General features: G+C 67.9%; 23 protein-coding genes and 2 pseudogenes. 12 read left to right on the top strand and 13 right to left on the bottom strand.

The window, feature by feature from the left end:
- Window positions 1-78 precede the first annotated feature (78 nt).
- Window positions 79-1,161, bottom strand: coding sequence for an inositol-3-phosphate synthase (locus OG202_RS24605; protein ID WP_326580753.1), 1,083 nt, complete (start codon window positions 1,159-1,161; stop codon window positions 79-81).
- A gap of 44 nt (window positions 1,162-1,205) precedes the next feature.
- Window positions 1,206-1,889, bottom strand: coding sequence for a PadR family transcriptional regulator (locus tag OG202_RS24600; protein WP_327728799.1), 684 nt, complete (start codon window positions 1,887-1,889; stop codon window positions 1,206-1,208).
- Between the two features lie 373 nt (window positions 1,890-2,262).
- Between OG202_RS24600 and OG202_RS24595 the strand changes: the two genes are divergently transcribed.
- Window positions 2,263-4,926, top strand: coding sequence for a transglycosylase domain-containing protein (locus tag OG202_RS24595; protein WP_327728800.1), 2,664 nt, complete (start codon window positions 2,263-2,265; stop codon window positions 4,924-4,926).
- 197 nt (window positions 4,927-5,123) lie between these two features.
- Window positions 5,124-6,623 carry a glycosyltransferase family 87 protein gene (locus OG202_RS24590; protein WP_327728801.1) on the top strand — a complete coding sequence of 500 codons (1,500 nt, stop codon included), beginning with the start codon at window positions 5,124-5,126 and terminating at the stop codon, window positions 6,621-6,623.
- Between the two features lie 125 nt (window positions 6,624-6,748).
- On the opposite strand, the gene OG202_RS24585 is transcribed toward OG202_RS24590, so the two are convergent.
- The 3 genes from OG202_RS24585 to OG202_RS24575 all read right to left on the bottom strand — a co-directional run bounded on the left by OG202_RS24585 (window position 6,749) and on the right by OG202_RS24575 (window position 9,507).
- Window positions 6,749-7,780 (bottom strand): alanine racemase, encoded by a 1,032-nt coding sequence (locus OG202_RS24585; RefSeq protein WP_033530670.1) that lies wholly within the window; start codon window positions 7,778-7,780, stop codon window positions 6,749-6,751.
- Between the two features lie 65 nt (window positions 7,781-7,845).
- On the bottom strand, window positions 7,846-8,967 hold the full coding sequence (gene femX / locus OG202_RS24580; RefSeq protein ID WP_326580762.1) for a peptidoglycan bridge formation glycyltransferase FemX: 1,122 nt from the start codon (window positions 8,965-8,967) through the stop codon (window positions 7,846-7,848).
- Window positions 8,968-9,192: 225 nt separating this feature from the next.
- Window positions 9,193-9,507, bottom strand: coding sequence for a hypothetical protein (locus OG202_RS24575; RefSeq protein ID WP_013002267.1), 315 nt, complete (start codon window positions 9,505-9,507; stop codon window positions 9,193-9,195).
- Window positions 9,508-9,771: 264 nt separating this feature from the next.
- Between OG202_RS24575 and rpsF the strand changes: the two genes are divergently transcribed.
- The 4 genes from rpsF (at window position 9,772) to rplI (ending at window position 11,530) form a co-directional block, all read left to right on the top strand.
- Complete coding sequence (gene rpsF / locus OG202_RS24570) at window positions 9,772-10,062, top strand: 30S ribosomal protein S6 (protein WP_005482942.1); 291 nt, start codon at window positions 9,772-9,774, stop codon at window positions 10,060-10,062.
- A gap of 77 nt (window positions 10,063-10,139) precedes the next feature.
- Entirely contained in the window at window positions 10,140-10,745 is a 606-nt protein-coding gene (locus OG202_RS24565; protein ID WP_328223598.1) for a single-stranded DNA-binding protein, read from the top strand.
- An 83-nt stretch (window positions 10,746-10,828) separates the two neighbouring features.
- Window positions 10,829-11,065, top strand: a complete 237-nt coding sequence (gene rpsR / locus OG202_RS24560) for a 30S ribosomal protein S18 (protein WP_003949403.1) — start codon at window positions 10,829-10,831, stop codon at window positions 11,063-11,065.
- A gap of 18 nt (window positions 11,066-11,083) precedes the next feature.
- The gene (gene rplI / locus OG202_RS24555; protein ID WP_326580873.1) at window positions 11,084-11,530 is read left to right on the top strand and encodes a 50S ribosomal protein L9; all 447 of its coding nucleotides are present in this window, start codon (window positions 11,084-11,086) and stop codon (window positions 11,528-11,530) included.
- Between the two features lie 111 nt (window positions 11,531-11,641).
- On the opposite strand, the gene OG202_RS24550 is transcribed toward rplI, so the two are convergent.
- Window positions 11,642-12,988, bottom strand: coding sequence for an MATE family efflux transporter (locus tag OG202_RS24550; protein WP_443052278.1), 1,347 nt, complete (start codon window positions 12,986-12,988; stop codon window positions 11,642-11,644).
- A gap of 449 nt (window positions 12,989-13,437) precedes the next feature.
- Between OG202_RS24550 and dnaB the strand changes: the two genes are divergently transcribed.
- Together dnaB and OG202_RS24540 are read left to right on the top strand one after the other, a co-directional pair.
- Entirely contained in the window at window positions 13,438-14,913 is a 1,476-nt protein-coding gene (gene dnaB / locus OG202_RS24545; RefSeq protein WP_326580877.1) for a replicative DNA helicase, read from the top strand.
- Window positions 14,914-14,963: 50 nt separating this feature from the next.
- Window positions 14,964-16,349, top strand: coding sequence for a serine hydrolase domain-containing protein (locus tag OG202_RS24540; protein ID WP_328223596.1), 1,386 nt, complete (start codon window positions 14,964-14,966; stop codon window positions 16,347-16,349).
- Window positions 16,350-16,430: 81 nt separating this feature from the next.
- On the opposite strand, the gene OG202_RS24535 is transcribed toward OG202_RS24540, so the two are convergent.
- The gene (locus tag OG202_RS24535; RefSeq protein WP_327728805.1) at window positions 16,431-16,883 is read right to left on the bottom strand and encodes a GNAT family N-acetyltransferase; all 453 of its coding nucleotides are present in this window, start codon (window positions 16,881-16,883) and stop codon (window positions 16,431-16,433) included.
- 9 nt (window positions 16,884-16,892) lie between these two features.
- Window positions 16,893-17,234 (bottom strand): annotated as a pseudogene (locus OG202_RS24530) (MarR family winged helix-turn-helix transcriptional regulator); the annotation flags it as partial.
- 55 nt (window positions 17,235-17,289) lie between these two features.
- Between OG202_RS24530 and OG202_RS24525 the strand changes: the two are divergent.
- Window positions 17,290-17,766 (top strand): annotated as a pseudogene (locus tag OG202_RS24525) (MFS transporter); the annotation flags it as partial.
- 35 nt (window positions 17,767-17,801) lie between these two features.
- Here the strand turns inward: OG202_RS24525 and OG202_RS24520 are convergent.
- A complete protein-coding gene (locus tag OG202_RS24520; protein WP_327728806.1) occupies window positions 17,802-18,668 on the bottom strand; it encodes a GNAT family N-acetyltransferase in 867 nt (288 codons plus the stop codon).
- 137 nt (window positions 18,669-18,805) lie between these two features.
- On the opposite strand from OG202_RS24520, the gene OG202_RS24515 reads away from it, so the two are divergent.
- Both OG202_RS24515 and OG202_RS24510 read left to right on the top strand, forming a co-directional pair.
- Complete coding sequence (locus OG202_RS24515) at window positions 18,806-19,288, top strand: hydrolase (RefSeq protein WP_405894880.1); 483 nt, start codon at window positions 18,806-18,808, stop codon at window positions 19,286-19,288.
- 396 nt (window positions 19,289-19,684) lie between these two features.
- Entirely contained in the window at window positions 19,685-21,166 is a 1,482-nt protein-coding gene (locus OG202_RS24510) for a globin domain-containing protein (protein WP_327728807.1), read from the top strand.
- Window positions 21,167-21,213: 47 nt separating this feature from the next.
- On the opposite strand, the gene OG202_RS24505 is transcribed toward OG202_RS24510, so the two are convergent.
- Together OG202_RS24505 and OG202_RS24500 are read right to left on the bottom strand one after the other, a co-directional pair.
- Window positions 21,214-21,696: an NUDIX hydrolase gene (locus OG202_RS24505; protein ID WP_326580887.1), complete on the bottom strand. Its 483-nt coding sequence runs from the start codon at window positions 21,694-21,696 to the stop codon at window positions 21,214-21,216.
- 145 nt (window positions 21,697-21,841) lie between these two features.
- Entirely contained in the window at window positions 21,842-22,747 is a 906-nt protein-coding gene (locus OG202_RS24500; RefSeq protein WP_327728808.1) for a LysR family transcriptional regulator, read from the bottom strand.
- 253 nt (window positions 22,748-23,000) lie between these two features.
- Between OG202_RS24500 and OG202_RS24495 the strand changes: the two genes are divergently transcribed.
- Window positions 23,001-24,278, top strand: coding sequence for an IS701 family transposase (locus tag OG202_RS24495; RefSeq protein WP_327728809.1), 1,278 nt, complete (start codon window positions 23,001-23,003; stop codon window positions 24,276-24,278).
- 99 nt (window positions 24,279-24,377) lie between these two features.
- Here the strand turns inward: OG202_RS24495 and OG202_RS24490 are convergent, their stop codons facing one another.
- On the bottom strand, window positions 24,378-25,523 hold the full coding sequence (locus OG202_RS24490) for a cystathionine gamma-lyase (RefSeq protein WP_326580891.1): 1,146 nt from the start codon (window positions 25,521-25,523) through the stop codon (window positions 24,378-24,380).
- Window positions 25,520-26,011 carry a low molecular weight protein-tyrosine-phosphatase gene (locus OG202_RS24485; RefSeq protein WP_327728810.1) on the bottom strand — a complete coding sequence of 164 codons (492 nt, stop codon included), beginning with the start codon at window positions 26,009-26,011 and terminating at the stop codon, window positions 25,520-25,522. The genes OG202_RS24490 and OG202_RS24485 overlap by 4 nt, the downstream gene beginning before the upstream one ends.
- Between the last annotated feature and the right edge of the window lie 6 nt (window positions 26,012-26,017).

Below are 26,017 nucleotides of genomic sequence, written 5' to 3'. Positions count from 1 at the left end.
GGGCCACAGCCTCACATACGGGGAGGGCCCCCGGGCGCATGACCCGGAGACCCTCAACAGCCCACTACGAACGCCTGGTCAGCGCTCGACCTCGCCCTTGATGAACTTCTCGACATTCTCGCGGGCCTCGTCGTCGAAGTACTGCACCGGCGGGGACTTCATGAAGTACGACGACGCCGACAGGATCGGGCCGCCGATGCCGCGGTCCTTGGCGATCTTCGCGGCGCGCAGGGCGTCGATGATGACGCCGGCGGAATTCGGGGAGTCCCAGACCTCGAGCTTGTACTCCAGGTTCAGCGGGACGTCACCGAAGGCGCGACCCTCAAGGCGGACGTACGCCCACTTGCGGTCGTCGAGCCAGGCCACGTAGTCGGACGGGCCGATGTGGACGTTGTCGGCGCCGAGCTCGCGGTCCCGGATCTGGGAGGTGACGGCCTGCGTCTTGGAGATCTTCTTGGACTCCAGGCGATCACGCTCGAGCATGTTCTTGAAGTCCATGTTGCCGCCGACGTTCAGCTGCATGGTGCGGTCCAGGACGACGCCCCGGTCCTCGAACAGCTTCGCCATGACGCGGTGCGTGATGGTGGCACCGACCTGCGACTTGATGTCGTCACCGACGATCGGCACACCCGCCTCGGTGAACTTGTCCGCCCACTCCTTGGTGCCGGCGATGAAGACCGGAAGGGCGTTGACGAAGCCGACCTTGGCGTCGATGGCGCACTGGGCGTAGAACTTCGCCGCGTCCTCGGAACCGACGGGCAGGTAGCAGACGAGGACGTCGACCTGCTTGTCCTTGAGGACCTGGACCACGTCGACCGGGGCCTCGGCGGACTCCTCGATGGTCTCCCGGTAGTACTTGCCGAGGCCGTCCAGAGTGTGGCCGCGCTGCACGGTCACGCCGGTGCTCGGCACGTCACAGATCTTGATCGTGTTGTTCTCGGAGGCGCCGATGGCGTCCGCGAGATCGAGACCGACCTTCTTGGCGTCGACATCGAAGGCGGCGACGAACTCCACGTCACGGACGTGATACTCACCGAACTGCACGTGCATGAGGCCGGGGACCCTGGACGCCGGGTCGGCGTCCTTGTAGTACTCGACTCCCTGCACCAGCGACGCGGCGCAGTTGCCCACACCGACGACGGCTACGCGAACCGAACCCATTCCGGTTGCTCCCTGTGTGTACGAGTGAGGTCCTGGCAGGGACCTCACGTGGTGGTGTCGCCGGGCGCATCCGGACCGGGGGTGTCCCCGGGCCGGGGCAGGGCGCCCGGCGCTCCCTCTGTGGTGTCGCGAGCGGGTTCTCCCTGGCTGGGACCCTTCAGGTCCCGGCCGGCCCGCTCGCTCTCGATGAGCTCGTTCAGCCAGCGCACTTCGCGCTCCACGGACTCCATCCCGTGGCGCTGGAGCTCGAGCGTGTAGTCGTCGAGGCGCTCGCGGGTGCGCGCCAGAGAGGCGCGCATCTTCTCCAGCCGTTCCTCCAAACGGCTGCGACGGCCCTCCAGGACGCGCATGCGCACATCACGGGAGGTCTGCCCGAAGAATGCGAAGCGAGCGGCGAAGTGCTCGTCCTCGTAGGCGTCGGGACCCGTCTGCGAGAGCAGTTCCTCGAAGTGCTCCTTACCTTCCGCCGTCAACCGGTAGACGATCTTGGCGCGGCGACCCGTGAGCGGGGCGGCGGCAGCATCCTCCGGGGTACTCCCACCCGACTCCTCGATCAACCAGCCGTTGGCGACCAGCGTCTTTAGGCAGGGATAGAGCGTCCCGTAGCTGAACGCACGGAACACACCCAACGACGTGTTGAGTCGTTTGCGCAGCTCATAGCCGTGCATCGGGGCTTCGCGGAGCAGGCCGAGGACGGCGAACTCGAGTATCCCGGAGCGCCGGCTCATCGTCGCCTCCCCTCTCCCGCTGACCCTGCCGACACGTTTTATGCCGAGCTGATGTATCGACTCGATACATCCAGACCATAGAACGCCCCTACGGATGCGACAAGTGGGGATCCGGTGAACGGGGTCACATCACCGATTAGTAGGAAGCAAGTTGCCTGTTTTGGGGTGAAGTTCGGTGCTCCGTGGGTTTTGACGGTGCGTAGTCTGTGCGGCATGCACACCACTGGGAAACGCGTGACGTTTGATCACGTCGTCGTCCTGGGTGCGGTACGGATGAATGCCAACACGACCGCATCCGTACTTCGGGGGGACCGGAAACCAGCCGCCGTTTCCAGGCGCGCACGGGTGCGCCTGCCCGAGGAGTAGTCGTTCGATGAGCGAGCACCGTCGCAAACCGCCGCAGCCGCAGGGAGGCGGACGTGCCGCGGCCCGACGCGGCCAGTCGGCATCCTCCGGCCGCCGCGCGGCACCGCGGGGCGCCACCGGGTCACTTTCCGAGACCTATGGCTCGGGAGGTGAGGAGACCCAGTACGAGGGCCGCGCCGCGTCTCGACGGGCGGCGCAGAGAAGCACCGGCGCAGGTCCGGGCGGCGGCCGACGTAGGGTTGCCGAACCCGCGGGGCGTGGGCCCGGTCGTGGCCGTGGGCGCCCCGATCCGCCCGGCAAGAAGCGTTTTATCGACTATCCGCGCGCCGGTAAGTACGGGGCGATGCGCTGGGTGCCCTCGTGGCGCCAGGTGACAGGGCTGTTCATCGGGTTCTTCGGATGCCTGGTGGCAGCGGCCGGCATCGGATACGCGGTCGTGGCCGTACCGAACCCGGCCGAGGCCGCGACGGCGCAGAACAACGTCTACTACTGGTCCGACGGCACACAGATGGTCGCGACGGGTGGTGAGGTCAACCGCCAGATCATCGCGTACGAGAAGATCCCCAAGGAGATGCGCTACGCCGTCATGTCGGCGGAGAACAAGACGTTCGAGACCGACAGCGGCGTCGACCCGATGGGTATCGCCCGTGCCGTCGTCAACATGGCCAAGGGTGGTCAGACGCAGGGTGGTTCGACCATCACCCAGCAGTACGTGAAGAACGCCATGCTCGACGACCAGTCGCAGACGCTGTCCCGGAAGGTGAAGGAACTCTTCATCTCGGTGAAGGTGGGCGCCTCCGTCGACAAGGACGAGATCATGCGCGGCTACCTGAACACGGCCTACTTCGGCCGCGGTGCCTACGGCCTTCAGGCAGCCGCCCGCACCTACTTCGGCGAGGACGCGGAGAAGCTCGACGCGAGCCAGTGCGCCTTCCTCGCCGCGGTCCTCAAGGGCGCGACGTACTACGACCCGGCCGGAGCGACGTCGATCGACCCGGCGGCCTCGGCACAGGCGAACACCAAGCGGGCCACGGAACGCTGGCGCTGGATCCTCGGCGAGATGGTCAAGGACAAGCATCTGTCGGCATCCGAGCGTGCCAAGTACCCCGATTTCCCCAAGATCCAGTCGCCTCGCTCCAACGCGCAGCTGGGCGGCCAGATCGGCTACCTCGTCGACACGGCCAAGGGCTACATCCTCAACAACACCGACATCACGCAGAAGCAGCTCGATCAGGGCGGCTACGAGATCCACACGACCTTCGACAAGAGCAAGGTCAAGGAGCTCGAGAAGGCCGTGAACAAGGTCCGCAAGGAGAACATCAAGCCGGACCTGCGTCCGAAGACCGATACCCATGTTCAGTTCGGTGGAGCGTCGGTGAGTCCGAAGTCGGGGGCCATCGAGGCGATCTACGGCGGTGAGGACGCCACCAAGCACTTCACCAACAATGCCGACGTCACCGGCGCGCAGGTCGGTTCGACGTTCAAGCCCTTCGTCCTGGCGGCAGCCATGACCTGGGGCAAGCGTGACCCCGCTCTCGACCCCGAGCAGGCTCAGGACGAGCGCACCATCGTCTCGCCGAAGAGCCTCTACAGCGGCAAGAACAACCTCAAGATCAGGGATTACGACGGCGAGATCTGGACCAACGAAGAAGGCAAGGAGTGGCTGCAGGCCAACGACGACGACGCGTCGTACGGCAGCCCGCCGAAGTACCAGATCGACCTCCGCGAGGCGATGCGGGTCTCGGCGAACTCCGCCTTCGTGCAGCTGGGCATGGACATCGGTCTGAGCCGGGTGAAGGAAGCGGCCGTGGAGGCGGGCCTTAAGAAGGGAAGCCTCACCGGTACCAGCTACCCGTCCTTCTCGATCGGCATCTCCGATCCCAGCGCGATCCGTATGGCGGGTTCGTACGCGACCTTCGCAGCCAGCGGCAAGCAGAACGACCCGTTCTCGGTCAAGACGGTCGAGCATGAGGGTCTGACCGTGTTCGACCACGACGGCATCGCCGAGGTCAAGCGGGCCTTCACGTCCGAGGTCGCCGACAACGTCACCGACGTCCTCAAGACCGTCGTCGACGAGGGAACCGGTACGTCGGCCCAGCTGACCGGTCGTGAGGTGGCGGGCAAGACCGGTACCACCGACGGCAACAAGTCGGCCTGGTTCGTCGGGTACACCCCGCAGTTGTCGACCGCGATCAGCATGTACCGCATGGACGACAACGAGTCGAACAAGAACCGCACGTTCTTGGAGATGTACGGCACGGGTGGCCAGGAGACGATTCACGGTGCCTCGTTCCCGGCCGAGATCTGGCACGACTACATGGAGGACGCTCTCAAGGGTGAGCCGGCGGAGGACTTCCCGGAGCCCCAGCCGATCGGTGTGATCGTCAACGACGACCCGGACCCGACGCCGACCCCGACGGTGACCGAGTCCGAGGAGGAGAGCCCCGAGCCGAGCCCGACTCCGTCCGAGAGTGAGATCCTGCCCTCACCGACGCCCAGCGAGACCTGTAAGAACCCGTTCAACCCCACCTGTGAGGACACGGGCGGTACGGACACGGGCGGGACAGACACAGGTGGCACCGACGGTGGGGTGACCGCGACACCGACGGAGTCGGTGGACGATACGAGAGGCAACCAGAACGGTGGTCTCTTCGGGGGCTCCACCGGGTAATTTCCCGCCCGGCAGAACGTGTTTCACGTGAAACAAGGGCCACCGCACCGATCAGGTGCGGTGGCCCTTGCCCTGTCCGCCGAGAGATTCGGACCAAGCGGTTGAGATGTGTTTCACGTGAAACATGGGCGGGTCGCACACGACGGGATGCGGTGGTCCTCGGCGTATTCCTGGAGACGTACGGCAGGATGTGCGGCATGCCCAGTGCAGAGACGACGCGAGTGAGCATGGACGAGCCGGAGCCTGTGCGGCCGACCAGGGAGGACGAGGTCGCTTCGACCGGCAGTGAGCTGATCGGCGGCCCGATCGGGCGGCGTGCGCTGCTCGGCACGTCCTGGTGGACGCCGGTGCGGGTTGTCGCGCTCGTGGCGATCGGCATGTTCGCGCTGGGCATGGTGCAGAAGCTGCCCTGCTACGACGGCGCCTGGTTCTTCGGGGCTAGCTCCCAGTACACGCACGCGTGCTACTCGGACATCCCGCACCTCTATCAGGGGCGCGGTTTCGCCGACGGACTCGTGCCGTACTTCGACAAGATCCCCGGCGATATGGAGTACCTCGAGTATCCGGTGCTGACCGGTGTGTTCATGGAGGTCGCCGCCTGGCTCACCCCGGGCAGCGGGACCATCCAGGAACAAGAGCAGTGGTACTGGATGGTCAACGCCGGGATGCTGATGGTGTGCGCGGCGGTCATCGCCGTCTGCTGCGCGCGCATTCACCGCCGGCGCCCCTGGGACGGCCTTCTGGTGGCCTTGGCGCCCGCTTTCGCGCTGACCGCCACCATCAACTGGGACCTCCTCGCCGTGGCTCTGCTGGCCGCCGCGATGCTGATGTGGTCGCGTCGGCGCCCTCTCGCCTTCGGTGTGCTGATCGGGCTCGCCACGGCCGCCAAGTTCTACCCGTTCCTGGTGCTCGGGCCGCTCTTCGTGCTGTGTTGGCGGGCAGGTAAATGGCGCGCGTACATGACCGCGCTGCTCGGCGCCGTCGGGGCCTGGCTCGCGGTGAACATCCCGGTGATGCTCCTGGCGCCCGACGGATGGGCGAAGTTCTACCGCTTCAGCCAGGAACGCGGCGTCGACTTCGGCTCCTTCTTCCTCGTCATCTCGCAACGGGTGAACATCCAGATCACCGCCGAGACGGCGAACGCGTATGCGATGGTCTCGATGGTGCTCGTCTGCGCCGGCATCGCCGCACTCACGCTCACCGCCCCGCGTCGCCCGCGCTTCGCGCAACTCGTCTTCCTGATCGTCGCGGCCTTCATCCTCACCAACAAGGTCTACTCGCCGCAGTACGTGCTCTGGCTGGTTCCCCTGGCCGCGCTGGCCCGGCCCCGCTGGCGTGACTTCCTGATCTGGCAGGCCTGCGAGGTGGCGTACTTCCTGGGGATCTGGATGTACCTCGCGTACACGACCAGCGGGGACGCCCACAAGGGCCTGCCCGCCGAGGGCTACCAACTCGCCATCATGGCGCACCTGCTGGGGACGCTCTACCTGTGCGTCGTCGTCGTGCGGGACATCTTCATGCCCGAGCGGGACATGGTGCGCCGGGCCGGTGACGACGATCCCTCCGGCGGAGTGCTCGACGGCGCGGAGGACGTTCATGTGTACGGTGCGGCGGCCCATCCCCCGCGGCACGCGATGCACTTCGATGGACCTCAGGTGGAGTGGGGCAGCCGGGGCCCGGGAGACGGTTCGCTCTGAGCGAACATGGTGCGGGAGGCGCAACGCGGAAGGCCGGACACGAGAACCTCGTGTCCGGCCTTCCGCGTGCACTGCGGGCGGATCCGCCCGGTGACCTGCTCGTCCGCCTCCTCGGGAGGCAGGGCTCAGCGGTCGACGATCCGGTCGAACTGTGTGGTGGTGTGCCGCAGATGGGCCACCAGTTCCTCGCCCACCTTCGGCTCGGGGGCGTCCGACGGCACGAAGAGGATCGACACCTGCATGTGCGGCGGCTCGGCGAACCAGCGCTGCTTGCCGCCCCAGACGAAGGGAGAAAGGTTCCGGTTGACCGTGGCGAGGCCCGCCCGGGCGACGCCCTTGGCGCGCGGCATGACGCCGTGCAGCGCCTTCGGGGCCTCCAGACCCACCCCGTGCGACGTACCGCCCGCCACGACCACCAGGAAGCCGTCGGAGGCCGCCTTCTGCTGCCGATAGCCGAAGCGGTCGCCCTTGGCGACGCGGGTGACGTCCAGGACGGCTCCCCGGTACTCCGTCGCCTCGTGGTCGCCCAGCCACAGCCGCGTACCGATACGGGCCCGGAAACGGGTCTGCGGGAATTGCTGCTGAAGACGGATGAGGTCTTCGGACTTGAGGTGGCTGACGAACATGGTGTGCAGCGGCAGGCGGGCCGCGCGCAGCCGGTCCATCCAGCCGATGACCTCCTCGACGGCGTCCGAGCCGTCGGTGCGGTCCAGCGGCAGGTGGATGGCGAAGCCCTCCAGGCGCACGTTCTCAATGGCCGCGTGGAGCTGGGGCAGCTCCTGTTCGCTCACTCCGTGCCGCTTCATCGAGGACATGACCTCGATGACGACACGGGCGCCCACGAGGCCGTACACGCCGTCGACGGACGACACGGAGCGGATGACACGGTCGGGTAGGGGAACGGGCTCCTCAGCGCGTCGGTAGGGCGTCAGCACCAGCAGGTCGCCGCTGAACCAGTCCTTGATCCGGGCGGCCTCGTACGTGGTGCCGACGGCGAGGATGTCCGACCCGAGGCGCGTGGCCTCTTCCGCCAGCTTCTCGTGCCCGAAGCCGTAGCCGTTGCCCTTGCAGACGGGGACGAGTCCCGGGAACTGCTCCTGAACGTGCTTGTGGTGTGCCCGCCAGCGCGCGGTGTCGACGTACAGCGTGAGCGCCATGGACGGTCCCGGAACCTTTCTGGTGGCTGCGGTGTATCAGAGGTATGGAAGCAAAAACGGGGGCGTCAGCGGCGCGACATGTAGATGTCGAGCGCCTTGTGGAGCAGCTTGTTCAGCGGGAAGTCCCACTCACCGAGGTACTCGGCGGCCTGTCCACCCGTGCCCACCTTGAACTGGATCAGGCCGAAGAGGTGATCCGTCTCGTCCAGCGAGTCGGAGATGCCGCGCAGGTCGTAGACGGTCGCGCCCAGAGCGTAGGCGTCGCGCAGCATGCGCCACTGCATCGCGTTCGAGGGCCGGACCTCACGGCCGATGTTGTCCGAGGCGCCGTAGGAGTACCAGACGTGCCCGCCGACGACCAGCATGGTCGCGGCGGAGAGGTTCACGCCGTTGTGCCGGGCGAAGTAGAGCCGCATGCGATTGGGGTCCTCGGTGTTGAGGGCCGTCCACATGCGCTGGAAGTACGACAGCGGGCGGGGCCGGAAGCGGTCACGCACAGCCGTGATCTCGTACAGCCGCTGCCACTCCTCCAGATCCTGGTAGCCGCCCTGGACGACCTCGACGCCCGCCTTCTCGGCCTTCTTGATGTTGCGGCGCCACAGCTGGTTGAAGTTCTTGTGGACCTCTTCCAGGGAGCGGTTGGCGAGCGGCACCTGGTAGACGTAGCGGGGCTGTACGTCACCGAAGCCGGCGCCGCCGTCCTCACCCTGCTGCCAACCCATTCGGCGCAGCTTGTCGGCGACCTCGAAGGCGCGTGGTTCGATGAAGTCGGCCTCGATGTCGCGCAGGCGCTTCACGTCCGGGTTCTGGATGCCCGCCTTGATGGAGATGGCCTCCCAGCGCCGGATGATCACCGGCGGGCCCATCTTCACCGAGAAGGCGCCCTGCTGCTTCAGATGCGCGAGCATCGGCTCCAGCCAGTCGGTGAGGTTCGGCGAGAACCAGTTGATGACCGGACCCTCGGGCAGATAGGCGAGGTAGCGCTTGATCTTGGGCAGCTGGCGGTACAGCACCAGGCCGGCACCGACCATCTCACCGGTCTTGTCGTCGAACCACCCGAGGCTCTCGGAGCGCCACTCGGCCTTGACGTCGGCCCAGGCCGGGACCTGCATGTGGCTAGCCGCAGGCAGGCTCTGGATGTACGCCAGATGCTGCTCACGGCTGATCGTCCTCAGGGTCAGGCTCATTCGGGGCGCTCCTCGGGCTGGTGTGTCCCCATGGGTACAGGGGCTCCGGCTCTCGCGCCGAAGCCTATAGCGCCCTGCGGGCGCCTCGAATGGCCGTATGGAACCTGGAAGCCCGGCCGGGAGGCGGCCGGGAGTCCAGGCGGTGTTATTCGGCCGCTTGGTCCGATGTGGGACAGCGGACAGCGAGAAGCACGGCCCTCCGACCGCGCGGTCGGAGATACGGAGTCAGCCGATGAGCCCGCCGAAGAGCCCTCCATGGGCCATGCCGAGGAAGAAGCCGACGGCTGAGGCACCGAGACCCACGATCAGGCCGAAGCGCTCACGGGTCGTCTCCGAGATGAACTGTCCGTACGCGCCGGTCAGAATCCCCACCAACCCTGTCCATGAACTGAGCAGGTGCAGATGGTGGAACATCGCCGTGATGAAGGAGACCGCCCCGAGTACGAGCGTCACGGCCAGCAGCGTGTCCTGCACTGGGTGGGGCTTGTCGTCGGTGGCGAACAGAGAGCCGGCGATGTTGGGTCGCAATGTCTGTGCCATAGGGCACCTCCTGCGGAAGGCGGCGCATCGTAGCGCCATACACACCCGATGTGTACAGATTGACGGTCACCGCCACCGGATTTCAACCGGAAGCGGGTGTGCGGGTAGTCTGTACCGTCTGCACGAGTGTCTGCCCAGGCCATGACAGGAATCCCCGGCGGGGATCCCTGATTGTCAGTGGCGGCCGATACCGTTGCGTACGCATCACGACCCTCCTGCCACGGAACGACCGTGGCCGCTGAGTCCAAAGGAGGTGGGTTCTACATGCGTCACTACGAGGTGATGGTCATCCTCGACCCCGATCTGGAGGAGCGCGCTGTCGCCCCTCTGATCGAGAACTTCCTCTCCGTCGTCCGTGAGGGCAACGGAAAGGTCGAGAAGGTCGACACCTGGGGCCGTCGTCGTCTCTCGTACGAGATCAAGAAGAAGCCTGAGGGCATCTACTCGGTCATCGACCTGCAGGCCGAGCCTGCGGTCGTCAAGGAGCTCGACCGCCAGATGAACCTGAACGAGTCGGTCCTCCGGACCAAGGTCCTCCGTCCCGAGACCCACTGAGCTCTCCCGCTCAGTTGATCCCGGGATCCGAGTAGCAGCACAAGCAGCCAGCAGCAAACCCGCCGAGAGGTACCCCCATGGCAGGCGAGACCGTCATCACGGTCGTCGGCAATCTTGTCGACGACCCCGAGCTGCGCTTCACCCCTTCCGGTGCGGCGGTCGCGAAGTTCCGTGTCGCGTCCACTCCCCGTACCTTCGACCGTCAGACCAACGAGTGGAAGGACGGCGAGAGCCTGTTCCTGACCTGCTCGGTCTGGCGTCAGGCGGCGGAGAACGTCGCCGAGTCGCTTCAGCGAGGCATGCGCGTCATCGTGCAGGGCCGGCTGAAGCAGCGGTCCTACGAGGACCGTGAGGGCGTCAAGCGCACGGTCTACGAGCTGGACGTCGAGGAAGTCGGCGCCAGCCTGCGCAGTGCCACGGCCAAGGTCACCAAGACCGCCGGAGGCGGCCGCGGTGGCCAGGGCGGTTACGGCGGTGGTGGCGGTGGCGGCCAGGGTGGTGGCGGCTGGGGCGGAAGCCCCGGTGGCGGCCAGCAGGGCGGCGGCGCTCCCGCCGACGACCCGTGGGCCAGCGGCGCTCCCGCCGGTGGCAACCAGGGCGGTGGCGGCGGCTGGGGCGGAAGCTCCGGCGGCAGCGGCGGCAGCGGCGGCGGTGGCGGCTACTCGGACGAGCCCCCCTTCTAAGACTTTCGAGGCCGGATCACCGGTCGTCGAGGTCGAGGGCGGGGGTCTTACCCCAAACTTCTTGATCACACAGGAGATACACCATGGCGAAGCCGCCTGTGCGCAAGCCGAAGAAGAAGGTCTGCGCTTTCTGTAAGGACAAGGTCACGTACGTGGACTACAAGGACACGAACATGCTGCGGAAGTTCATTTCCGACCGCGGCAAGATCCGTGCCCGCCGCGTGACCGGCAACTGCACGCAGCACCAGCGTGACGTCGCCACGGCCGTCAAGAACAGCCGTGAGATGGCGCTGCTGCCCTACACGTCCACCGCGCGATAAGGGAAGGGTGACCGACACATGAAGATCATCCTCACCCACGAGGTCTCTGGCCTCGGCGCTGCCGGCGACGTCGTCGACGTCAAGGACGGCTACGCTCGCAACTACCTGATCCCGCGGAAGTTCGCGATCCGCTGGACCAAGGGCGGCGAGAAGGACGTCGAGCAGATCCGTCGTGCTCGCAAGATCCACGAGATCCAGACCATCGAGCAGGCCAACCAGGTCAAGGGCCAGCTCGAGGCCGTCAAGGTCCGTCTGGCTGTCCGCTCCGGCGACGCCGGTCGTCTCTTCGGTTCCGTCACCCCGGCCGACATCGCTTCCGCGATCAAGGCTTCCGGTGGCCCCGAGGTCGACAAGCGCCGCATCGAGCTGACGGCTCCGATCAAGACGCTGGGCGCCCACGAGACGTCCGTGCGTCTGCACCCCGAGGTTGCCGCCAAGGTCAACATCGAGGTCATCGCGGCCTAAGGGCCGTGCTCGCTGAAGCGGTGTATGGGGCCGCACCCTGTGAAGGGTGCGGCCCCACATGCTTGTCGGGCGATGTTTCACGTGAAACAAAGCCGGGCTTCGGTCACGCTCTCAGCGCGTCGCTCCGGTGACGATCCACAAGCCGGAGCGGGATCGCAGCCAGAGGGTCGACATGCGCGTCGCCATCATCAGCGTCATGGCACCCCAGAGCGCGGTCAGACCGCTGCCGAAGGCAGGGACGAGCAGGGCGGCCGGGATGAAGACCGCCAAGGTCAGCAACATGGCCCGAGCAAGGTAGGGGCCGTCGCCCGCGCCCATCAGTACGCCGTCGAGCACAAAGACGACGCCGGAGATCGGCTGGGCGAGCGCCACCACGATGAGAGCGGGGAGCGCGGCTTCCTGGACTGCCGGATCGCCCGTGAACAGTGGGATGAACAAAGGGCGGGCGATGATCACCAGGAGTCCGAGTATGGAACCCGTGGCGATTCCCCACTGAACCATCCGGCGGCAGGCTTCGCGGGCTCCCTGGGTGTCGCCCGCGCCGAGGTAGCGGCCGATGATGGCCTGCCCGGCGATGGCGATCGCGTCCAGGGCGAAGGCGAGCAGGCTCCAGAGCGAGAGGATGATCTGGTGTGCGGCGATGTCCTCGTCCCCCAGCCGGGCGGCGACCGCGGTGGCGATCATCAGGATTGTCCGCAGTGAGAGCGTGCGGACCAGTAGCGGCATTCCTGCCTGAGCCGAGGCACGTATGCCGACGACGTCCGGTCGCAATGAGGCGCCATGCCGTCGGGCACCGCGGACCACCACCCAGAGATACGCGGCAGCCATGCCGACCTGGGCGATGACCGTGCCCCAGGCGGATCCCGCGATGCCCAGGTCGGCGCCATAGACGAGGCCTGCGTTCAGGGCGCCGTTGGCGACGAAGCCCGCCACGGCGACGTAAAGGGGAGTCTTCGTGTCCTGGAGGCCGCGCAGGACGCCGGTGGCGGCGAGCACGATGAGCATGGCCGGGATGCCGAGGGCCGAGATCCGCAGATAGGTCGTCGCATACGGAGCCGCGGTGTCCGAGGAACCGAAGAGAGCGACCAGGGTGGGAGCTGTGGGGACGACGACAGCGACGACGGCCGCGCCCAGTACCAGTGCGAGCCAGATGCCGTCCATGCCCTGGCGGATGGCGGCCCGCAGATCTCCGGCTCCGACGCGCCGGGCGACTGCGGCCGTGGTGGCGTAGGCCAGGAAGACAAAGACGCTCACCGCGGTGACGAGGAGGGCCGAGGCTACGCCGAGACCGGCCAGTTGCGCGGTGCCGAGGTGGCCGACGATGGCGGTGTCGACCATCAGGAAGAGCGGCTCGGCGACGAGCGCGCCGAAGGCCGGAACGGCCAGCGTGATGATCTCTCGATCGTGCCGACGCCGAGTGGCCTTGGGGGTCGCGGAAGCCTGTGTCATGAGCACCAATCTAATCTTCCACAGGTAAGTGACGCAATGAGCTTGTGACTATTACATGACGCCCGGTCGGGTGTGTTCTTGTGTACCGATAGTGATGATCTTGATCCGGTCGGGAAAGTTTTTCTTCTGCACAGCCCGTGGACGGTAAAGATGCAGGTCAGGGCGGTTCTTTCGGTAGGGGCGAGGTCTTGTTCACAGGCCTGTCCACCGAGTCGTGCACAGGTTTTGCGGGGTTCTCCACAGCATCTGGGCCGTCGTCCACATGGCCTGTGGATAACCAGATTGGCTGACGGTGCCGACGGGCCTACGGTGGTGCGGCGCCCGCTCCTTGGCAGATCACGGAAACCTCGCAAAACCGACGTGCCAGAACCGGAGTTGGGCCTCTTATTTGTCAGTGTCGTGCCGTAGAAATGAGAAGCACGGCGAGGTCCGCTCGGCGGACGGGAGGAGGTTGCTCGGTGAGCATTTCCGAGCCCCTGGACGACCCGTGGGCCGACAGCGGGCCCAGTGATCGTCTGCCCTCTTCCCGCCGGCGTCCGGACGGCGGCCGGAGCAGGGACGAGCGGCACGACCGCGGCCGGGACGACGGGGAGTGGGACGGCGGAGGTTCGGCCTTCGAACGCGTACCACCGCAGGACCTCGATGCCGAGCAGTCCGTCCTCGGCGGCATGCTGCTGTCCAAGGACGCCATCGCCGACGTGGTCGAGATCCTCAAGGGCCCCGACTTCTACAAACCGGCTCACGAGACCATCTACCAGGCGATTCTCGACATCTACGCCAAGGGTGAGCCCGCCGACCCCATCACGATCGCCGCCGAGCTCACCAAGCGCGGCGAGATCACCAAGGTCGGCGGCGCCTCCTATCTGCACACCCTCGTCCAGACGGTGCCGACCGCGGCGAACGCCGAGTACTACGCGGAGATCGTCCACGAGCGTGCCGTCCTGCGCCGCCTGGTGGAGGCCGGCACCCGCATCACCCAGATGGGATACGCGGCCGACGACGACGTGGACGAGATCGTCAACAGAGCCCAGGCCGAGATCTTCGCGGTCACCGAGCAGCGCACCACCGAGGACTATCTGCCGCTCGGCGACATCATGGAGGGCGCGCTCGACGAGATCGAGGCGATCGGTTCGCGGTCGGGGGAGATGACCGGTGTGCCAACCGGCTTCACCGACCTCGACCAGCTCACCAACGGACTGCACCCGGGACAGATGATCATCATCGCGGCCCGGCCCGCCATGGGTAAGTCCACGCTGGCGCTGGACTTCGCGCGCGCTTGTTCGATCAAGCACAACATGCCGAGCGTGATCTTCTCGCTCGAAATGGGTCGCAACGAGATCGCGATGCGACTGCTGTCCGCCGAGGCGCGCGTGGCCCTGCACCACATGCGGTCCGGCACGATGACCGACGAGGACTGGACGCGGCTGGCCCGCCGCATGCCGGACGTCTCGGCGGCGCCGCTGTACATCGACGACTCCCCGAACCTGTCGATGATGGAGATCCGCGCCAAGTGCCGGCGTCTGAAGCAGCGCAACGACCTGAAGCTCGTCATCATCGACTATCTGCAGCTCATGCAGTCCGGCGGCAAGCGGTCCGAGAGCCGCCAGCAGGAAGTCTCGGACATGTCGCGAAACCTGAAGCTGCTGGCCAAGGAGCTGGAGCTGCCGGTGATCGCGCTGTCACAGCTCAACCGTGGTCCCGAGCAGCGTACGGACAAGAAGCCCATGGTCTCCGACCTGCGTGAGTCGGGATCGATCGAGCAGGACGCCGACATGGTGATCCTGCTGCACCGCGAGGACGCGTACGAGAAGGAGTCGCCGCGCGCGGGTGAGGCCGACATCATCGTGGGCAAGCACCGAAACGGTCCGACGGCCACGATCACGGTCGCCTTCCAGGGTCACTACTCGCGATTCGTGGACATGGCACAGACCTGACCCGGCGAAATGCGCTCGACGCGTGGTGCCGGGCCCGATGGACTGGGCCCATGACAACACCTCAGGAAGAGCTGCTTCCCGCCACGCGTCGGGCTCTGCTGCACCGCATCGCCGTCGCTCAGGCCGACGGACGGGCGCCGTCACTGGTGGCGGCTGTGGTGCGGGGCGGGGAGACGGTGTGGAACGGGGCGCGGACCTCGGTGGAGGGGCACGCGCCGGACGCCAACGTGCAGTACCGGATCGGCTCGATCACCAAGACCTTCACCGCCGTACTGGTCCTGCGGCTGCGTGACGAGGGCGTGCTGGACCTCGGCGACCCGCTGGAGAAGCACCTGCCGGGCACCGGTGCGGGGGAGGCGACCATCGCCGAACTGCTCGCGCACACGGGCGGACTGGCGGCCGAGTCGCCATCGCCCTGGTGGGAGCGCACCCCGGGCTCCCTGCGCCCGGAACTCGCCGATGTGCTCGGCGAGCAGCCTCACCGCCACCCTGTCGGCCGCCGCTTCCACTACTCCAACCCCGGCTTCACGCTCCTCGGCGCGCTCGTCGAACAGTTGCGGGGTGCGCCCTGGGAGGACGTCCTGCGTCGTGAGGTGCTCGAACCGCTCGGCCTGCGCCGCACGACGTGGCACCCGGAGGCGCCGCATGCCGGCGGCTGGGCCGTCCACCCCTGGGCCGACGTGATGTTGCCGGAACAGGTCGAGGATCTGGGCCGCATGGGTCCAGCTGGCCAACTCTGGTCCACGACAGGCGACTTGGCGCGCTTCGCGGTCCTCCTGGCCAAGGGCGACGACCGGGTGCTCAGCGCGGAGTCCGTCGCGGAGATGCGGACGCCGGCCGCACCGGGGGAGGCCGCCGATGTGTCGGCCGGTTCGGCGTACGGGCTCGGGATGCAGCTTCAGCACCGGGACGGACGGTTCCTCGTCGGTCACGGCGGTTCGGTTCCCGGCTTCCTCGCGCAGCTCCTCATCAGTGTCGAGGACGATGTGGCGGCGGTCGTGCTCACCAACTGCACCTCCGGGCCGGTTGTCTCGGAGGTGGCCGCCGACCTCGTACGCATCGTGGCGGAGGCCGAGCCTCGGATCCCCGAGCCGTGGCGACCGTTGCCCGAAGTGGACCGCTCGGTCCTGGAGCTGGCCGGCCCTTGGTACTGGGGGACGTACAGCTTCGTGTTGCGGCTCGTCGCCGACGGAGGTCTCTCACTGGATCCGCTCTCCGCCACCCTGCGCGGCGCTCGGTTCCGGCGCAACGGCGACGGCAGTTGGACGGGGCTCAACGGCTACTTCGCCGGAGAGCTTCTACGGGCCGTACGAAGGCCCGACGGGACCGTGAGCCATCTGGACCTCGGGTCGTTCGTGTTCACGCGTCAGCCGTACGACGAGGGGGCTCCGGTGCCGGGTGGGGTGGAGCCCGAGGGGTGGCGCGGGATCTCGTAGGTGCGAGTCTGATGATGGTGGGGTTCTGGCGCGCGTTGTTTCACGTGAAACAGGACCCCACAGGTGTTCCTGGACCGCTTCTCAGAGCGGCAGTTTGAAACCCACGTGGGTGGCCTCGAAGCCGAGCCGCTCGTAGAAGCGGTGGGCGTCGGTGCGCGTGACGTCGGACGTCAGTTGCACCAACTGGCAGCCCTGGGCCCGTGATGAGTCGATCGCCCACTCGATGAGTCGTGTGCCGAGACCGCTGCCGCGCTCATCGGTGTGGACACGTACGCCTTCGATGATCGAGCGGGTGGAGCCACGCCTGGAGAGGCCGGGGATGATCGTCAGCTGGAGCGTACCCACGACACGGCCCGCGCGGACGGCGACCATCACGTGCTGGTTGGGGTCACCGCTGAGCCGCTCCAGCGCTGTGAAGTAGGGGGCCAGGTCGTCCGACGACTCGCGCTCGGCGCCCAGAGGGTCGTCGGCCAGCATCGCGACGATTTCCGGGACGTCGTCCTTGGTCGCCGACCGTATTTCAAGATCTCCCATGCCCGCACCCTACGCAGGTGCCTTCAGCGACTCCACGGCGCGGACCAGAGGTGCCAGTTCGGGGTTCTCGGCCGCCTCGTCGAGAGCCTCGCGCAGGGCGGCGTCATTCGTGGGGCGTGCCGCGCGAGGAGTTGCAAGACCGGCTGCGGAGACATCGGTGTAGATGCCCCGGCGGTCGGTCGGGCAGAGGTAGCGCGCGAGGAGGCCGCGGACCTCGAGCCGGGTGACCAGCCGGGTCGTTGCGCTCTGGCTGAGAACGACCGCGTCGGCGACCCCTTTCATCTGGAGGTGCCCGACCTCGCCGTCGTGCTGGCGGCTCAGCACGTCTAGCAGGGAGTACTCGCGCACGCCTGCTCTCCGCGCTCGCCCCCGTCTGCTCCGTCATGCTGCTCGGTCGTGTCGTCGCCTTGGCATGGTCGGCGCCAACCTCGTGGACGGCACGTACGCGGACCGCGCGCTGATGCCCATGCTGTACGTCTCACTGGGCGCTCTGGCCGTCGTCCTCGCACTGTTCTCGTTCACCGCCCAGGACAAGATCGCCGCGGCCGTGACCATCGCGCTGGTCGGAGCCTTGGGTTTCGCGACCGTGCCGCCGTTGCAGAAGCGCGTTCTCGACCAGGCGCACGGCGCCCCCACACTGGCCTCGGCCGTGAACATCGGTGCCTTCAACCTCGGCAACGTGCTTTCCGCCTGACTCGGCGGCCTCGTCATCGACGCGGGCCTCGGCTACACGGCACCCAGCTGGGTCGGAGCCACCCTCGCCGTGAGCGCACTGGTGCTGGCGCTCATCGCGACGACGCTGGAGCGCCGGGAGAGCGCTGCCGGCACGGTCGTCGCGGGAACGGTGGGAGCGGGCGATCAACGGACCGCCGTGCATCACTGACAGCCCGATGAGCGGAACGTGCGGGACGTGTGGTCTCAGCCCGCCGCCACGGTCAACGGGGCGTAGCGCCGGGTCCAGTCACCCGGTAGCTCGGAGAGCCCGTACGTCATCACCGAGTTGAAGGCGACCGACACCAGGCCGCGTGCCTTCACCCACGTCAGCAGTTCTTCATGGCGTACGTCGATGTCGGTGCGCAACGGTCGGTCGGTGTGGGAGGCCAGGGAAACGATGAGCGCCTTCGCTGTCTCCGTGTCACGGGCGATCAGTGGACCGACGACGTGATCGTCCATGTTGGGCCAGGCTGCCGTGTATCCGATGATCCGGCCGTTGTCCTCGGCTACGCGCAGATGGTCGGCGAAGGCGGGGAGCCGGGTGAGGATGTGGGTCCGGTCCGAGCCGAAAACCTCTCCGTCGAGTCGGAGAATCGTGGTGAGGTCCTCGGCCGTGGCCGGGCGCGTGGAGACCGCAGGATGAGGCCCCCCTGACGTGAAGTGCCCGCGAACCATCTCGGCCCGTCCGGTGACCTTGAAACCCAGCTCCTCATAGAGCGGACGTCCGTGCGGTGTCGCGTGCAGGGTCAGCGGAGTCGTTCCCATCTCCGAGACGACGTGGCGCATCAGGCGGCGGCCGATGCCCTGGCGGGCGTGCCGCTCGGCGACCAGAACCATACCGATCGCACCCAGGTCGGGGCGCCCCACCGGCCCGTACTCGGTCACCACACAGGCGGCGACAAGGCCGCCCTCGGGGTCATCGACGCCGTACCCCGTGCCGGCCGCGAGAAGCAGCCCCCACTTGTGCTCCTCGCGGGGCCAGCCCCGGTCTTCGGACAGATCAGCGCAGGCGGTGAGATCGCGATGCGTCAGACGGCGGATGGACAGAGCGGCGGGGGAAGGTGTCGGCACGCAGGTCAGGCTGTCCGACACGCACCCCGGACGTCCACCGGTTTGCCTTCAGACGTACGCCCTTTTGGCCATCCCGTGCGCAACCGCACAGGCGCGGACGGATGTTTCACGTGAAACATCCGTCTCCGGGCATAGGCGTGCAGGCGTGGCTGGCCGCGGCTCCCATGACGAGACTGCACCTGTTCGGCCTGGACGGCACCCTGCTGTGCCGCACGGCGGCCCCGGTGGAGATCTCGCGACAACTCGGCCTCGACAAGGAGACAGCCAAGCTCGAACGGGACGTCGTGACGGGGCGCATCCTCGAGCGGCTCACGACTTGCGGCGTGCCCGCCGCGTACGGCTCGCGCTTCCCGTGTTCCCATTACCGAGCCTGTCGATCGGCCGGGATTCTCACGTCGGCGGCCAAGGCGGAGATCGCGGACCGGCTCTGTGCGGAGTTCGGGGTGACCCACGCCGACTGCGTCGCTCACGGCGACTCTCTCTCGGACGCGGAACTCGTCGGTACGGTGCCGATCTCGGTCGCCGTGAATGCCGACCGGCATCCGATGGGGCTGGCCACTCACTCGTGCACGGGGCAGGATCTGTGGGATGCCTATGAATTGGTGCGACGCGCCCGGTAATTGAAGGAATTGTTGATTCGCCCCCGTTGAATTCCCGGTAGGGCAAGGGGGGACTTGTGTGTGGCGGCCCTGCCGGTAGGGTCGAGTCCGGTTCGTGTCCGAAGCGAGATGCAGTCGTCTCATGGCGGGGGTGCGAACGCAGCTCAATGCAGCCTAACCGGACAGGGAGATCGAGGACCTGCGTTTACCGTTACGAGGCGGGGGCGTTCGCGTGCTGTGGAACGCTGGTGAGTGCTGCGGCTCACGTCACACTCTCACCTACTTGTCCGTACGGAGCGGGAACCCGGGTTGAATGTGGCCGCGTTGGTCGACGGGGAACGAACGGGGAAAAGCAAGGCCGTCCGCGGGGGAAAGCGTGCGACTTCCGAGTGGGGGCGCACGCAGATCGACCGAAAGATGCTCGAGGCGAGGCAGACCATGGACGCTCCGACCACCACGTCGGCCGGCAACGGTACTTCGGAGGGCACTGACGGAGGCGGCTGGTTCACGCCGCGCACGTCTCCGCCGTCCCCCGGCGCAGACCAGGAGCCAGAGGGCAACCGCCTCGCAGCCCTGCGGCCCGTCGGCCGTTCCCAGGAGCCACCGAAGGGCTCACAGCAGAACCGGGAAGGCACCGTGCGGGAGCGAATACAGACCTCCGCGGACCTCCCTCCCAGCGCCCCGCCGAGCCCCCAGCCCGCCCCGCCCGCCGCGGAGCACGCCTCCGAGCACTCCGTCTTCGACACCCGTGTGCCCGTCCAGCGCGGCGGCACCGACGCCGCCGCCTCCCCCGACGCCGTTCTCATCCGGCGGACTATGGACGAGGTCGGACCCGTCGCCGACAAGGTCACCTCGTACTTCTACGCGCTGCTCTTCGTCCAGCACCCGGAGCTGCGCTCGATGTTCCCTCCCGCGATGGACGCCCAGCGCGACCGCCTGCTCAAGGCGCTGCTGACCGCCGCCGAGCACATCGACAACGCCCCGGTCCTCGTCGACTATCTGCAGAACCTCGGTCGCGGCCACCGTAAGTACGGAACCCAGGCCGAGCACTACCCGGCCGTCGGCGAGTGTCTGATCGGTGCGCTGAGCCGGTACGCCAAGGCGAGCTGGAGCGGCGAGACCGAGGCGGCCTGGGTCCGGGCGTACACGACGATCTCCCAGGTGATGATCGACGCGGCCGCGGCGGACGAGCTGCGAGCCCCGCCCTGGTGGCTCGCCGAGGTCGTCTCGCACGACCTGAGAACGTCGGACACAGCGGTCATCACCGTCCGCCCGAATCAGCCGTACCCCTTCCTCGCCGGGCAGTACACGAGCCTGGAGACCCCTTGGTGGCCGCGAATCTGGCGGCACTACTCGTTCGCATCGGCGCCCCGCTCGGACGGACTGCTGTCGTTCCACGTGAAGGCGATCTCCGCGGGCTGGGTCTCCAATTCGCTCGTGCACCGTGCCCGGCCCGGAGACGTGCTGCGACTGGGACCGCCGGCCGGCGCGATGACCGTCGACCACACCAGCGACAGCGGACTGCTCTGTCTGGGCGGCGGCACCGGTATCGCACCCATCAAGGCCATCGTGGAGGACGTCGCCGAGCACGGGCGGCACCGCCCGGTCGAGGTCTTCTACGGAGCCCGCACCGGCCAGGACCTCTACGACCTCGACACGCTGCTACGGCTGCAGCAGAGCAACTCGTGGCTCGAGGTCCGCCCCGTCGTGGACCGGCACGGGCTGCTCCAGCTGCCCGACGCCATACGTGACCACGGACCCTGGAACGGGTACGACGCGTACCTCTCGGGCCCTCCCGGCATGATCCGCAGCGGCGTGGACGCACTGAAGGGCGCCGGGGTGCCCTCGGATCGCATACGCCACGACTCGGTGGAGGAACTGGTGGCGGCCGGGGACTGACCGCCGAAGTTTCCCCGGCGAGCGGCCGGGTGACCGTCGGCGGAACGTCAGCCCAGGTCGGGCGCGTGCATCGCTCGTACGCCCTCGATGTTCCCGTCCAGGTAGTGCCGCAGGGACAACGGGACGAGGTGCACGGAGGCGATGCCGACCCGGGTGAAGGGGATGCGCACGATCTCGTACTCGCCCTGAGGCTCGTCCACCTCGGGGCCGTGCCGCTTGGAGGGGTCCATGGACTCCAGGCGGCAGACGAAGAAGTGCTGGACCTTCACGCCGGTGGCGCCGCCGTCCTCGCCGATGTGTTCGACGGTGTCGACGAAACAGGGGACCACGTCGGTGATCTTGGCGCCGAGCTCCTCGTGCACTTCTCGGTGGAGCGCGTCGACGACCGTCGTGTCCTCCGGCTCGACGCCGCCGCCCGGCGTGAGCCAGTAGGGATCCATGCCCGGCTTGGTCCGCTTGATCAGGATCAGGTCGTCGCCGTCGAGCAGAACGGCGCGGGCGGTGCGCTTGACCACGGGTCGTACGGTCATGGGAGAAATGTGGCCCTGCATGTTCCACGTGAAACATCGCCGGAGCGACGAAGAGGGGCACCCCGGAGCTCGCGAGCGGTCCGCCGCCGCCCCTCCCCGCCGCCGAGGGGCATCAGCGCTGCCACAGGACCCACGTCAGGCCGCCTCAGGACCAGTTTCCGGAGGACTCCAACAGCCACTCATGCGCCCGCGCGATGTGCGGCATGGCCAGGGTGCCCGTTCGGACCACCAGGAAATAGGTCCGCAGCGGGGGCACCGCAGGGTCGAGGAGCGTGACGAGGTCTCCGCGTTCCAGGGCGGAGGCGCACAGGTAGTGGGGCAGCACGGCCAGTCCGGCGCCCGAGATCGCACAGGCGAGGACCGCGCGCAGGTCCGGGACGACGACGGTGCCGGAGACGGCGGGCCGGGAGTCGAAGACCGAGGCCCAGTAGCGGGCGATGAAGGGCAGGGACTCGTGCACCTCGACGAGGGGCAGGTCCTCCAGGGCGTGTGCCCCCTTACGGCGCAACCTGCCAGGACTGATCTCGTCCGCCCAGCGCGGGGCGGCGACCAGGACGTGTTCCTCGTCGCAGAGGGGAGCCGCGGTGAGCAGGGCACCACGCGGCTGGGCGGTGGTGATGACCAGGTCGTGGTGCCCGGCGGCGAGGCCTTCCAGCGTCTCTTCGGCGTTCCCGAAAGAGACCCGCAGCGTGAAGCCCTGGCCGTCGTCCCCGGTCAGCTCGGTGAGGGCGGGCAGGGCCCGCTCGGCGGTGAACTCCGGTGGACCGGCGAGATGGAGGGTCCGTAAGGAGGAGTCGTCGTCGAGGCCGGTCTCGGCGATCTCCACCAGCGCGTCCAGATGTGGCGCCGCCTTGTGGGCGAGTTCGTCGCCGATGGTCGTCGGGGTCACTCCCCGGGCCTGGCGCAGGAAGAGGGGGCGGCCCAACTGGCGTTCCAGGGTGCGTATCTGCGAGGTGACGGCCGGCTGCGAGAGGCCGAGCAGGGCAGCCGCGCGGGTGAAGGAACCGGCCCGGTGCACGGTCACGAACGTTCGCAGTAAGGCCAGATCCATGGTCGATCCTCTCCTCTCGCCTCACCGCCTCCGGAGCGCCCAACTATAAATATGTCGATAGGTCTCTGTCGTTACTGTGATTGGACACTGACACAGAGTCAACTAGCCTTGTTCGCGCGGTTCTTCGCGCGCAGAACCGGGGGCGGTCCGAGCCACGAGGGGGGAGGCTCGGACCGCCCGTTGTGCGTGGTGCAGTACTAGTAGGACTCCGTTAGGTCTGTCTCGCGGTGCTGTTTGGGGGCATGGTGGGTGTGTGGATGCACATGAAGTGAACCGTGCCCGGGCGAAGTTGGCGTTGTTCGTGGCCGATGTGTTCGCGTCGGTGCCGCGCAAGGATCAGCGGGCCAAGAGTGACTGCTATCTGCGGGGACTGATGGTGGACGGTCGCCGCAAGTCCATCCAGGCCATGGCCTCGCGGCTGCCGGACGGCAACGAGCAGAACCTGCAGCAGTTCGTGAACCAGTCGACCTGGGATCCCGTGCCGGTGCGGCGGCGGATCGCGGAACGGATGGTGCCGAGAATCGGCCCGGATGCCTGGGCGGTCGACGATGTGTCGTTTCCCAAGGACGGGAAGATGTCGGTCGCTGTCGCTCACCAGTACTGCGGGGCTTTGGGCAAGCAGGCCAACTGTCAGGTCGCGGTCAGCGTGCACGCGGTCTCCGACACCGCGTCCTGTCCGCTGCAGTGGCGCCTGTTCGTGCCCCGGGAGTGGGCGGATGATCCGGTCCGCCGACGCAGGACGGGGGTTCCTGAGGAGGTCGGGCACCGGGAGAAGTGGCGCCTGGCCCTGGACGTCTTCGACGAGCTGGCCGGGTGGGGGCTGGTGCCGCCGGCGGTGGTGGCCGACGCCGGCTACGGGCAGAACGCCGACTTCCGCGACGGGCTGGAACGTCGGAACATCGGCTACGTGGTGGCGATCCGCTCGGACGTGACCGTCCACCCGCACGATGCGGTGCCCGCTGCCCCGCCCTGGTCCGGCAACGGCCGCAAGCCTCAGCCCCGCTACCGCGACAAGCCGTCCCCGGTGGCCGCGCTCGCGGCGGACCAGGGGCGGCAGGCCTTCACCGAGGTGACCTGGCGTGAAGGCTCACGCGGGCCGATGCGCTCGCGCTTTCTGGCGCTGCGCGTGCGGCCGGCCGGTGTCCGGTCCCGCCGCCTTGCCCAGGCCGCCGCCACCGCGCAGGAGGGTTTGTGGGACGGTGTCCTGCCCGACGTCACGCTGCTGGTCGAATGGCCCGAAGGCGCCGAAGCACCCACCGATTACTGGCTGTCGAACCTGCCGGCCGACACCCCGCACGCTGAACTGGTCCGCCTGGCCAAGATCCGCTGGCGCATAGAACACGACTACCGGGAACTCAAACACGGCCTCGGCCTGGACCACTTCGAAGGACGTTCCTGGACCGGCTGGCACCACCACGTCACCCTGGTCACCGCCGCCCACGCGTTCCTCACCGAACAGCGCCTGGCCCCAAAAGCCGATACGGCGGACTCACCCTCTACCAGATCCTCGACACCATCCAGGACCTGCTGAACTGCTGGACCGGCACCTGCACCACCTGCCACCGCCCCCTGCCCAGAACATCCACCACCAGCCAGAACCCAAGAGCCAGAGCAACTTAACGGAGTCCTACTAGCCGGTAGCAACAGCGAGCGCCCGCAGCACGTCCGCCACCAGATCGTCGGTGTCCTCCGCGCCGGCCGAGAAACGAATGAAGCCCTCCGGCACCGCGTCGCCTCCCCAACGGCCGCGCCGCTCGGCGGTGGAGCGCACCCCGCCGAAGCTGGTGGCGTCGTCCACAAGGCCGAGTGCGTCGAGGAACACGTCGGCACGCGCGCGCGTGGGCAACGCGAACGACACCACACACCCGTAGCGCCGCATCTGCTGCGAGGCGATCTTGTGCGAGGGATCGTCCGGCAGCCCCGGATACCGCACCCCGGTCACCCCGGGCCGGCCCTTGAGCGCCTCGGCCACCGCCAGGGCGTTGACGCTCTGCCGGTCGGCGCGCAGTTGGAGCGTGGCGAGCGAGCGGTGCGCGAGCCAGGCCTCCATCGGGCCCGGGATCGCTCCGACGATCTTGCGCCACCGTCGTACACCGGCCATGAGTGAGGCATCGCGTCCGACGACGTATCCGAGCAGGACGTCCCCGTGACCGGTCAGCTGCTTGGTGCCACTGGCCACGGCGAAGTCGGCGCCCAGGTCCAGCGGCCGCTGCCCGAGCGGGGTCGCCAGGGTGTTGTCGACCGCCACGAGACAGCCACGCGCGCGTGCCGCCTCGCTCAGCCGCCGCACGTCGCACACGTCCAGCCCCGGGTTCGACGGCGTCTCGAGCCACAGCAGCCTGGCACCGTCGAGAGCGTCGAGCTGGGCGTCGCCGCCCGTCGGGGCGCTGCGCACCTCGATGCCGTACGAACGCAGCTGTTCACCGGCCAGAGGCAGCACGTTGTAGCCGTCGCTCGGCAGGACGAGGACGTCTCCGGAGCGCAGCTGGGAGAAGAGCACGGCCGAGATGGCGGCCATGCCGGATGCGAAGACGAGAGTCTCTGCGGCGTCCTGTCCGGGTGCCTCCAGTTCGCCGATGGCACGCTCCAGGAGCGTCCAGGTGGGGTTCTGATCGCGCCCGTAGGCGTACGGGCCGGTGGGCTCACCAGGCAGGTGGTAGTGGGCGGCGAAGACCGGTCCGGGGAGGGTCGGCTCGTGCTTGACGGGCTCGGGCAGTCCGGCCCGCACCGCGCGGGTGCCGTCACCGGGGCCCGACGCGAGGTCGTCCGTGCTCATGTGATCCCAGCCTCCACCTTTTCGCGTACGGCGGCCAGCAGACCGGGGCTCGCCGCCTCCACGAGTTCCAGGCACTCCTCGAACCCGTCCATGCCGCCGTAGTAGGGGTCCGGAACATCGAGGTCGTCGTCCGCGGCGGGGTCGTAGGAGCGCAGAAGCCGGATCTTGTCCGCGTCCGCAGCGGTCGGCGCGAGGCGGCGCAGGGCCTTGAGGTGGCCTTCGTCGAGGGCGATGACGAGGTCGAGGCGGGAGAACCAGGAGACCTGGAACTGCCGGGCCGCGTGCATGCTGCCGTAGCCGTTCGCCTCCAGAACGGAGACGGTACGCGGATCGGCGGCGTCGCCCTCGTGCCAGCCCCCGGTGCCCGCGCTGTCGACCTCGACCAGGCCGTCGAGCCCGGCCTCCTCCACGCGGGCACGGAAGACGGACTCGGCCATCGGGGAGCGGCAGATGTTGCCGGTGCAGACGAAGCAGACTCGGTAGGTCATGCCGGA

Origin of the sequence: Streptomyces sp. NBC_00310 (genome assembly GCF_036208085.1) — a bacterium.
Taxonomy (GTDB): Bacteria; Actinomycetota; Actinomycetes; order Streptomycetales; family Streptomycetaceae; genus Streptomyces.
The sequence above is the reverse complement of the archived record's forward strand: the minus strand, read 5'-3'. Positions and strand labels throughout refer to the sequence as shown.